The organism is Variovorax davisae (assembly GCF_030316845.1).
GTDB classification, from domain to species: Bacteria; Pseudomonadota; Gammaproteobacteria; order Burkholderiales; family Burkholderiaceae_C; genus Variovorax; species Variovorax davisae.
This window is the reverse complement of the sequence record NZ_JASZYS010000014.1, coordinates 184128-193299: the sequence shown is the minus strand read 5'-3', so window position 1 is coordinate 193299 and position 9172 is coordinate 184128. Positions and strand designations below refer to the sequence as shown.

The 9172-nt window shown below is 58.9% G+C and carries 9 protein-coding genes and 1 pseudogene; 8 read left to right on the top strand and 2 right to left on the bottom strand.

The features are described 5' to 3' along the window. Nucleotides 1–177 (bottom strand): annotated as a pseudogene (locus QTI33_RS27665) (NAD(P)(+) transhydrogenase (Re/Si-specific) subunit alpha); the annotation flags it as partial. A gap of 326 nt (nucleotides 178–503) precedes the next feature. Between QTI33_RS27665 and thmT the strand changes: the two are divergent. Beyond that, the gene (gene thmT / locus QTI33_RS27660; RefSeq protein WP_286509606.1) at nucleotides 504–728 is read left to right on the top strand and encodes a 2-hydroxymuconate tautomerase; all 225 of its coding nucleotides are present in this window, start codon (nucleotides 504–506) and stop codon (nucleotides 726–728) included. Further along, on the top strand, nucleotides 725–1120 hold the full coding sequence (locus QTI33_RS27655; RefSeq protein WP_286509605.1) for a VOC family protein: 396 nt from the start codon (nucleotides 725–727) through the stop codon (nucleotides 1118–1120). The genes thmT and QTI33_RS27655 overlap by 4 nt, the downstream gene beginning before the upstream one ends. Nucleotides 1121–1163: 43 nt before the next feature. On the opposite strand, the gene QTI33_RS27650 is transcribed toward QTI33_RS27655, so the two are convergent. Continuing rightward, nucleotides 1164–2090 (bottom strand): dipicolinate synthase subunit DpsA, encoded by a 927-nt coding sequence (locus QTI33_RS27650; protein WP_286509604.1) that lies wholly within the window; start codon nucleotides 2088–2090, stop codon nucleotides 1164–1166. A gap of 328 nt (nucleotides 2091–2418) precedes the next feature. Between QTI33_RS27650 and QTI33_RS27645 the strand changes: the two genes are divergently transcribed. The 6 genes from QTI33_RS27645 to QTI33_RS27620 all read left to right on the top strand — a co-directional run bounded on the left by QTI33_RS27645 (nucleotide 2419) and on the right by QTI33_RS27620 (nucleotide 9101). Beyond that, on the top strand, nucleotides 2419–3393 hold the full coding sequence (locus QTI33_RS27645; RefSeq protein WP_286509603.1) for a Bug family tripartite tricarboxylate transporter substrate binding protein: 975 nt from the start codon (nucleotides 2419–2421) through the stop codon (nucleotides 3391–3393). A 684-nt stretch (nucleotides 3394–4077) separates the two neighbouring features. Further along, entirely contained in the window at nucleotides 4078–4947 is an 870-nt protein-coding gene (locus tag QTI33_RS27640) for an ABC transporter ATP-binding protein (RefSeq protein WP_286509602.1), read from the top strand. Nucleotides 4948–4957: 10 nt separating this feature from the next. After that, nucleotides 4958–5731: an ABC transporter permease gene (locus QTI33_RS27635; protein ID WP_286509601.1), complete on the top strand. Its 774-nt coding sequence runs from the start codon at nucleotides 4958–4960 to the stop codon at nucleotides 5729–5731. A gap of 10 nt (nucleotides 5732–5741) precedes the next feature. After that, nucleotides 5742–6731 carry an ABC transporter substrate-binding protein gene (locus QTI33_RS27630; protein WP_286509600.1) on the top strand — a complete coding sequence of 330 codons (990 nt, stop codon included), beginning with the start codon at nucleotides 5742–5744 and terminating at the stop codon, nucleotides 6729–6731. 14 nt (nucleotides 6732–6745) lie between these two features. After that, nucleotides 6746–7828 carry a hypothetical protein gene (locus QTI33_RS27625; protein ID WP_286509599.1) on the top strand — a complete coding sequence of 361 codons (1083 nt, stop codon included), beginning with the start codon at nucleotides 6746–6748 and terminating at the stop codon, nucleotides 7826–7828. 22 nt (nucleotides 7829–7850) lie between these two features. Beyond that, on the top strand, nucleotides 7851–9101 hold the full coding sequence (locus QTI33_RS27620) for a diaminopropionate ammonia-lyase (RefSeq protein WP_286509598.1): 1251 nt from the start codon (nucleotides 7851–7853) through the stop codon (nucleotides 9099–9101). Nucleotides 9102–9172 lie beyond the last annotated feature (71 nt).

The following is a 9172-nucleotide window of genomic DNA, read 5'->3' as shown; positions in this document are numbered from 1 at the left end:
ATCGGTGATCTCGGCGCCGGCAGCCTGGTAGGCCGCATCGGTCACGCTGGCGGCCACGCCGGCGCCCGACTGCACACGAACGACATGGCCTTGCGCCACCAGCTTCTTCGCGGTCTCCGGGGTCACGGCGACGCGGGCCTCGCCTGCAGTCGTCTCGGCGGGAACTCCTAGCTTCATTGAAACGCTCCTCGATTGAAAGGGGTCTGATGCATTGATGCGTCAAACGCAAACTACGGAACGCGCCCAGCTTCCCAAGAATCTGACGCGGTGGCCAATGACAGGCGAACGCGCAATCGGCAACGGTCGCACACCGGCGTCGCGGAGCTCGAGGCTGAACCGAAGCCAGGCCTTGCTCGCCAATGCAAACCTGAGCTGCTCATTGCAAAGCAAACGCCCGCACTATAAAATCACATAGTGTGATCACAAAAAGGTGATATGTCAACCAGGGAATGATCGAGAAGGACAGCGATCGTGACGTATGACGCAAACCTTGAGAACCGCCAGTGCCAACTGCTAGAAGGAGAAAATCGATGCCATTTGTTGTTGTGGAGATGTGGGAAGGTAGGACTGTCGAACAGAAGCGCGGCCTAGTGCGCGCGATCACTGATGCGATGATCGATCATGCAGGATGCAAGCCCGATCATCTGCACGTCGTGATCCACGAAACCTCCAGAGAGAACTGGGGTCGATCTGGCGCTCTCGCAACCGACCTAGTGGAGAAGAAATGAGTTCACAGCTTCTTGTGCCCGATCCGGGCGCGCCGCAGGCAACGGCATTCGGGCACTTGTTGATCATGGTGACCGACGTGACCATATCTGTGAACTTTTACGTTCAGAGCCTGGGTTTTTCAGAACGACCCGCGAAGCCGTTGGCTGATGGCCGGCCATTCAGGGCGCTGCGGCAGGGGATCGCCTTTGTTGGTGGTCGCGAGGCCGGTCACCGGCAGATCGACCACGTGGCATTTGAGGTGAGCGATGTTCGGCGCCTGAGGGACCGCCTGCGGAGCACGGGCGTCGAGTTCCAGGAAGACCTGCACGATGGCCCTTATGGGCTCACCATCTACATCACTGACCCGGACGGGGTAAGAGTGGAGCTATACCAGACTGGCCTGAAGGTCTAACTCAACGACCGCCATCCCGACAAGGACCTCGAGGTCCTTGTCGTCAAAAGCGAACGACCTGGCCTGCGTGCTGAGCCCATGTCGATTCAATCCGCTTGCGAATGCCGATCCACTGGCTCGCCCCAACTGTGACGGGAGCGCGGCGTCCCAAGCCCCTTGCCCAGACTGCGTTCAGGCCGAGGCCCGTTGCCGATGGCAGGTCAATCCCGCCGGGTGGACCCGCCAGGTCAACTACCAGCGTCCCCGGGCGAAGACGACTGAGAACACTCGCTCCGACGATCTGGTGCGGCACCGTTGAGAACAGCATGTCTAGGCCGGAAGCGAGCTCCGGAAGCTCATCGAGTTCGCGGGGCACAGCGCCCGCGGCAAAGGCCGAGGCTCGCTGTACTGGATTACGTGCAGCTACGCTGACGCGAGCCCCGAGGGCGATGAGCGTACGGGTCAGGAGGCTTCCGATCGTTCCTTGGCCGACCACGCAAACGTTTGCGCTGTGAATCGTGATTCTGGTCTTCTCGATCACGATCTTCAGCAGCCCTTCGACAATTGCCGGGCCCCGCAGATACATCAGGTCCTGATCCCACTCGTACTCCTGAAGCGAGATGCCGTTCGCTTCTGCTGCCGCTTTCAGGTTCTCGTCAGCCCAGCCAAGAATGATGCTCGCCGGCTTCTTCATCCTTGCAAGCAGGCCAGAGCTCGGAACGATGGGCAGGGGCGAAGCAGGGGCGAAGAGGGCGCCTTCAGCCGAGATCCCCGGGATGGGAAAAAGCGCGAAGTCCGCATCATCAAACGCTGCTTCGACACTTGACGCGAGAGTGACACCGCTAACTCCCTCCGGTGGCCATGGAAATCCATACGCAACGACCGTAGCTCCATCGCAGGCAGCCAGTCGCGCAATCTCTTGCTCGCGCTCGTCGCCGCCTATGACGGCAATCTTCATTGACTTCCAATTCAGATCATTCTCTGCGGGCATCGTAGCTTCCTGGGTTGATAGTTGACACTCAGCCTAACGGTAGTCTTCCATATGACAATCACTATATGTGATCACAAACGATTCGGCAATGATTCCCGCGTTCTGGGAAAAGTGGCACGGATCCTGCGGTGAGCGGCTGAACCTGGACTACCTGTGATCACAGCCGACGATCATATATTGACATCGAGATGAACGAAGTCATAGCATGAAGTCGCGACGTGGGATCTGTCTGGGTCGAACGTCCGAACGTGTCATCGCGAAGAGCAGCGGGGCTGCGGCTGTGCACGGCCGGTGGTGGCTTCCTAACCAACTGAAAAGAGTGAATCTGATGCAAATATTCATGAGTTTGGCGCGCGGATGCGCTGCGATGGTGTTCCTCGTCTCGACTGCCGGATCCTTCGCCATGGACTGGCCCACCAAGCCCGTTCGAATCGTCGTCGGGTTTCCCAGCGGTTCCAACAGCGACATCATTGCGAGAGAGCTTGCCGAGCCTCTCGCAAAGGTGCTGGGTCAACCAGTCATCGTGGATCCTCGTCCAGGCGCAGGCGGCAATATTGGTACCCAAGCTGTGGCGAGCGCAGCACCTGACGGCTACACCCTTCTTCTGGCCACCAATGGGACGCAGGCAATCAACCCCAGTCTCTACCAGAACCTGCCCTTCGATACCGAAAAGGACTTCGCACCGATCTCCTTGATCTGCGACATCCCGAACATCCTGATCGTGAACAAAGACTTCCCGCCGAACAATCTTCACGAGTTCATGGCGTACGTGAAATCTCATCCCGATCAGGTGAACTACGCGTCCAGCGGAAACGGTGGAGCGATGCATCTGGCTGGCGAGCAATTCAAGCTGATGGCAAAGGTCGACATGACTCACGTTCCGTACAAGGGCTCGCCGCCTGCGATGACGGATCTGATGGCCGGACGGGTCCAGGCGATGTTTCAACTCCTGCCTGCCGTGGTCGGGCGTGTGGGTGACGGTTCATTCAAAGTGATCGGCGTGGCAAGCAAGGCTCGCATATCCCGTATTCCCGACGTTCCGACGCTGAGCGAAAGTGGCTTGCCGGGATTCGAAAGCACTTCCTGGTACGCGCTGTATGCGCCAGCGAAGACTCCACCAGAAATTGTCGATCGCCTGAACCTCGAAGTGGCGCGTGTCATGAACGAAGGGCTCAGCAAGCGGCTGATGACCCTTGGTGTAGTGCCTCGGTTGTCGACTCCCAACGAGCTTCGGTCGCTTCTCAAGAACGACATGCCCTACTGGCGCAATGTCCTTAAACAAACGGGGGCGAAGATTGATTAGCGAAGGAAGGTAGCGCGCTCGACGCGTGTGCGGGCGACGTGTTCGTCGCCCGTTCCCTTCATGGCGGAGAAGCACCGCCCGTGGCGAATCTGATCGACCTCTCGAGGCGAGGATGGCGCTGATCCTTCGGATCCAGCTGCGCGTTTCAGAGCCATGCAGCATCACCGCTGTATGAGGCCATTGACGCAACGCCGCGGTTCTCGAGCCACCTGTGGGCATTCAATCACTTTGCCCGACCCTACCAAACGTCTTTGCCCTCTGTCAATACGGGATCACACGCTGTGATCACACACGCTTGGAAGCCATCATCGGGTCTAGCGGCGAGACCGTGACGAGCTTTGCAAGGGTCGATGTCTAAGGAACAGGACCCGGCTGGGCGCCCGGGCAGACATACCGTAGGAAGGAGGTCGACAAAATGATGTCGCATGGTGCATATGGTGATCGATATGTGTGATCACAGTGCACTAGGATGCCACTTTGGTGCGTGTCTGGACGAAAGCCTGTCCGTACCATGAGAAACAAACGCAAGTGTGATCACAAACTGTGGCACAGAACCTGCGTTAACGCTGTTCTGAAGGCGTCGCGAAAGCGCCGTTGTCAAAAGCGACTGCAGGCGAACTGCACAACGCCTTCAGTCGCCCAAATCCGACTCGTCATCCACGAGCAAAGAGTCCTATGAGAGCAATGCAATACAGTTCATCTCCACCTGCCACCTTGGTCCCCGCAGCAGCAGGGGGAGCCCCGCGCTCAGCTGCCGGTGCTCCCGACATCAAGATTGCGGACCTTTCGGTTGCGTTTGGTACACCGCAAGGAAAGGTCACCGCGCTTCAGAATGTCAACGTAGACATTCCCCCGGGCTCGTTCTTCACGATCGTGGGGCCATCGGGATGCGGGAAGACCACGCTTTTGAAGGTCCTCTCTGGAGTGCTCCCTCCCTCAGGCGGAACGGTATCCTTCAACGGCAAGCCTGTCGAACGATCCAGCTTTACTGGTCAGGTCGGCTACGTATTTCAGCGTCCGCTCCTGCTGCCGTGGAGGACGGCGATTGAGAACGTGATGCTCACGTTGGAGATTGCAAGGCCTGAGCTCAGCAGGCGCGAACGAATCTCCGAGGCTATGCGTTGGCTTCACATCACCGGGCTCAAGGGGTTCGAGCACCGCTATCCGTCCGAACTCTCTGGGGGCATGCAGCAACGCGTCTCGATCTCGCGAGGTCTTGCATTCCAACCGAAGGTGCTGCTGATGGACGAGCCGTTCGCGGCTCTGGATGAGATCACGCGCGAGCGTCTACAGGAGGAGCTCGTGAGCCTCTGGGAGAAGGTGCGTATCAGCGTCGTCTTCATCACCCACAGCATTCCCGAGGCGCTCCTTCTGTCGCAGCGAATCGTCGTGATGTCGGGGCGCCCGGGCCACGTTGTCGAGCAGATCGACATCGATTTCCCTCGTCCCCGCAACGAAGACACCAGGCAAGAGCCGCGCTTCATCGAGTTGCAGGGCCACATCCGACACCTCTTGCGTGAGAACCCGCACTCCGCATCCGCCACGACTCACTAAGGAAGACAGCATGAAACGAAACGTTCTCGTTGTGCTCGGCCAGCTCCTCACATTCATCGCGTTCTTTGCGGTGTGGGAGCTTGCGGTGCGTGTGCTCAACATCAAGCCGGTGATCCTCCCGCCGCCCTCCGCGGTATTCGCGAAAGCGTGGGAGCAACGCGATCTTCTGGCTCGGCATACCTGGCCAACCACGGTCGCGATCGCCCTGGGCTTTCTCTACGCCTTCGCCATTGGATTCCTCATCGCGGTCGGCATCGCCTTCTCACGGACGATTCGAGAGATCACTTATCCCTTCCTTGTCGTCGCTCAGATCTTGCCGAAGATCGCGTTTGCGCCCCTGTTTCTCATATGGTTCGGCTTTGGACTCACTCCAAAGATCGTGATCGCTGCGCTTATCGCGTTCTTTCCCATCGTGATCAACACGGCCAAAGGACTGACATCCGTGGATCCTGAATTCATGCAGTACATGGATTCACTGGGTGCGACGTCCAGGCAGAAATTCTTGCGAATCAGTCTGCCGTGGGCACTGCCTGACATGTTCTCTGCCATGAAGATCTCCATCACGCTTGCGATCGTCGGCGCCGTCGTCGGCGAGTTCATCGCAGCGGGGGAGGGGCTGGGCTACGTCATCAACTCAGCCAACATCTCGCTTGACACCGAACTCATGTTCGCCGGGATCACGGTACTCAGTGTTCTTGGCGTCGCACTCTTCATGGTCGTCGTGTTCGCTGAATGGCTGTCTACACGGAGTGCAGCACTGAATGTTAAACCCGCTGGAATGTAAGGAAATGATCATGAAACTCACTACTTTGGCACGTCGAACGATTGTTCAACTGCTGTGTCTTGCCTGCCTGACGGCGTCCGGGGTGGCTAGCGCCGGTGACAAGGTGAAGCTACGTCTCGATTGGAGCTTTGGCGCCGAGCACGCGGGATTCTTCGTCGCACGCGAGAAGGGCTTTTTCAAGGAAGAGAACCTCGAGGTGGACCTTCTTCCCGGAGAGGGCTCGTCTGTGACCGTCAAACTGGTCGGCAATGGAGATGCCGAGTTCGGCTACGCCACTGCGGAGCAGGTGCTCCTTGCTGCAGCGAAAGGCTTGCCTGTACGGTCAGTGGCTGTTGTGCTCCAACAGAACCCGAACGCCCTCGTGTTTCGCGAAGGGCAGAAGATTCAGGACATCAAGACCGACCTCGCCGGAAAGACGGTCGGCGTGATGTTCAAGAGCAGCACAGGGAAGCAGTGGGAGGCGCTCAAGCGCCGGATGAACATCGATGCCACCAAGTTCAAGGAGGTACCCGCTGATCAAGCGATCGTTCCGTTGATCACCGCCAATCGGATCGATGTTGGCGTCGGTTTCTACTTCAACGAGGCCATCCGTTTGCGTGCAGCGGGGGAAGCGGTGAACTGGATCACCTTCACTCAACTGGGCATGCCGATGTACAGCTCTGCCCTGGTGACCAACGAGAAGCTGATCAAGAGCAACCCCGATCTGGTGAAACGCGTCACTCGCGCGGTGATGAAGGGATGGATGTTCACGCAAAAGAATCCTTCCGAGGCCCTCAAGATCTTCTTGGCGGCGAATCCCACAATTGATCCGAAGTTCTCTGAGCTCAAGCTTCCAGAAGTGATCAAGCTCATGCAGTCGGACGATGTCGTCCAGAACGGGTTGGGCCATTCCACCGAGAACGCATGGAGCAGCCTGCAGAATGACCTGAACAGCATGGGAATCATGGATACCAAGATCGATGTGAAGACGGCTTTCACGAACGAATTCATCACCAGATAGACGCGAGGCTTCGAATGAATCAAGAACAGAACGACATCCTGATCCTCGGAACCGGCTATTTCGCCGAGGTGATTCTGATGGATCTTGCAGTGGCGACACGCGCACCGATCAAGATCGTGATCGGCGGTCGTAACGAAGCGCGGTTGAAATGGTTAGCGTTGGCGTGCAACTCTCGCGCGGCGCAGCATGGAAACCCTGTGAGGTTTCACAGTTCGTACGTCGATATGGCCTCGGAGCAATCCATGGCGGATGCGCTAGGCAACTGGGATCCGGGCGTGGTCGTTCAATCTGCGTCTCTCCAGTCTCCTTGGAGTCTTGACGGGAAGGGGTCCGAGTGGGCCAAGCTGATGGAAGAGGCCGGCTTCGGCCTTGCCGTCGCGTTCCAATCGATCCTTCCCATGCGGACTTCTGCGGCGCTGGACGCGGTTGGGTCAAAAGCAGCTTTTGTCAACACGGCATATCCTGACGTCGTGAACCAGATTCTTGCCGCGCGTGGGCAGCGGATTACGTGCGGGGTTGGAAACGTTGCGATCTTCTCTTCGATCCTTGCAGGTGCCCTCGCCCCCGCGGATGCTGAGCGCCTTCGCGTGATCGCGCATCACCACGCACTGGTGCAGTGGCGCTATCCGGTCGATGAACGAGTCGGTGATCCCGTTCGCGCATGGATCGGCGATGACGAGATCCCGAATGTGAAGGAACGGTTCTCGCACATTCAACTGCCGCATCGCGAGCTGAACTTGATTTCCGGTGGATCGGCGGTCCCGGTCTTGTTGTCGCTCGCTGGGGTAGGTGATTCAAGGGGGCATGTTCCGGGACCTCACGGGCTTCCGGGCGGGTATCCGGTCTGGGTCACCAAGGGCGACGTCCGTCTTGATCTACCCACCACAATCTCCAAGGACGAGGCAGTCTCCTGGAACAGGTCATTTGAAGCAGTGGATGGCGTGTCGGTTTCTGAAGATGGTCACGTCGACTACTCTGAGCGAGCTCGAGTGGCGGTCGCGCGGTATTCCCAGGAGATCGCAAAAGGGTTCCATGTCAGAGACTTGGTGGCCGCTCAGGGTGCCCTGGCTGAGTTGCGCGCGAAGCTCGGAGGCTGACATACGCGAGGTCTGAAATCAAATGACGCTGTCAATCACTGGCCCTCTCTCCTGCGTTTTCAACCGCCGATCGGTTCGAGCGACACCGTACGGTTGGCAGGGTCACCAATTGAAGCTCAGCCTTGAGGCGGTAGCCACTGCGCTGGGCGAGATTGAGAGGTGGCCCGGCTACGCTGTCACACCGCTCTTAGAGTTGCCCGGAATGGCTGCGCAGGCAGGACTAGGCAGAATCTTCTACAAGGATGAGGGTGAAAGGTTCGGGCTTGGAAGCTTCAAGGCATTGGGTGGCGCCTACGCCGTGTTGCGATTGCTGCAGCAGGCCGTGGCAAGTCGGCTCGGTTCTTCTCCGGACTCGGCCGCCCTCGCTGCGGGCGCGCACCGTGACATCGTCTCCTCAATGACGGTCACCTGTGCTACTGATGGAAACCATGGTCGTTCGGTCGCCTGGGGCGCCAGGACCTTCGGTTGCGCTTGTGTGATCTATGTCCATGAAGGCGTGAGCCCGGGTCGGCGAGATGCCATCGCAGCGTATGGAGCGGTCGTGCGCGAGGTCGCAGGAACCTACGATGACGCAGTGCGCAAAGCCGATGCCGATGCTCGCGAACACGGTTGGCACATCGTGTCCGATACATCGTATGACGGCTACGTCGAGATCCCGCGCAACGTGATGCAAGGTTACGGGGTCGTGGCAGATGAGGTCATGCGGCAAATGCCTTCGGGCGTTCGACCGACTCATGTTTTTGTGCAGGGCGGTGTCGGCGGCCTGGCGGCAAGTCTGTGCGCTTGGTTCTGGGAAAAGCAGGGCGTTGAAGCGCCCGTGTTCGTGGTTGTTGAGCCCCAGCGCGCCGACTGTCTTCTGCGTAGCGCAGAAGCCGGTGTACCCACCGCTGCCCCCGGTGCGCTGGATACGATCATGGCTGGCTTGGCTTGCGGTGAGGTGTCGCTCATTGCATGGGACATCCTGTCCGCGGGTACCGAAGCCTTCCTCACCATTTCTGATGCTGCCGCTGCCGACACGATGCGCATGCTTGCGGAGGCACCATTCGGCGACCAGCCCATTGTTGCGGGCGAGTCAGCCGTCGCGGGTTTGGCCGGCGCATTGCTCGCTGTTCAAGACCCCAAGCTTCGTAGCGCGTTGAAGCTGGACGAACGCAGCCAGATCCTGGTCGTCGGTACCGAAGGGGCGACCGACCCACTTTTGTATCGGAAGCTCGTCGGCAGTGCGCCAGAGGAGGTGCACGGGAGGGGTTTGCGCTGGCGAGCCCCGTCCTGACGCGCGCTCTCGCCTTCGATACAGAAGCTCTTTGCCAGGCTCGATCAGCCAGTCATCCAAGGCGAAGACCG

What these genes read in the sequence shown, in the direction of transcription:
- QTI33_RS27655 (WP_286509605.1), top strand. Translation starts at nt 725, where the DNA reads ATGAGTTCACAGCTTCTTGTGCCCGATCCGGGCGCGCCGCAGGCAACG.
- QTI33_RS27650 (WP_286509604.1), bottom strand. Translation starts at nt 2,090, where the DNA reads ATGCCCGCAGAGAATGATCTGAATTGGAAGTCAATGAAGATTGCCGTC.
- QTI33_RS27645 (WP_286509603.1), top strand. Translation starts at nt 2,419, where the DNA reads ATGCAAATATTCATGAGTTTGGCGCGCGGATGCGCTGCGATGGTGTTC.
- QTI33_RS27640 (WP_286509602.1), top strand. Translation starts at nt 4,078, where the DNA reads ATGCAATACAGTTCATCTCCACCTGCCACCTTGGTCCCCGCAGCAGCA.
- QTI33_RS27635 (WP_286509601.1), top strand. Translation starts at nt 4,958, where the DNA reads ATGAAACGAAACGTTCTCGTTGTGCTCGGCCAGCTCCTCACATTCATC.
- QTI33_RS27630 (WP_286509600.1), top strand. Translation starts at nt 5,742, where the DNA reads ATGAAACTCACTACTTTGGCACGTCGAACGATTGTTCAACTGCTGTGT.
- QTI33_RS27625 (WP_286509599.1), top strand. Translation starts at nt 6,746, where the DNA reads ATGAATCAAGAACAGAACGACATCCTGATCCTCGGAACCGGCTATTTC.
- QTI33_RS27620 (WP_286509598.1), top strand. Translation starts at nt 7,851, where the DNA reads ATGACGCTGTCAATCACTGGCCCTCTCTCCTGCGTTTTCAACCGCCGA.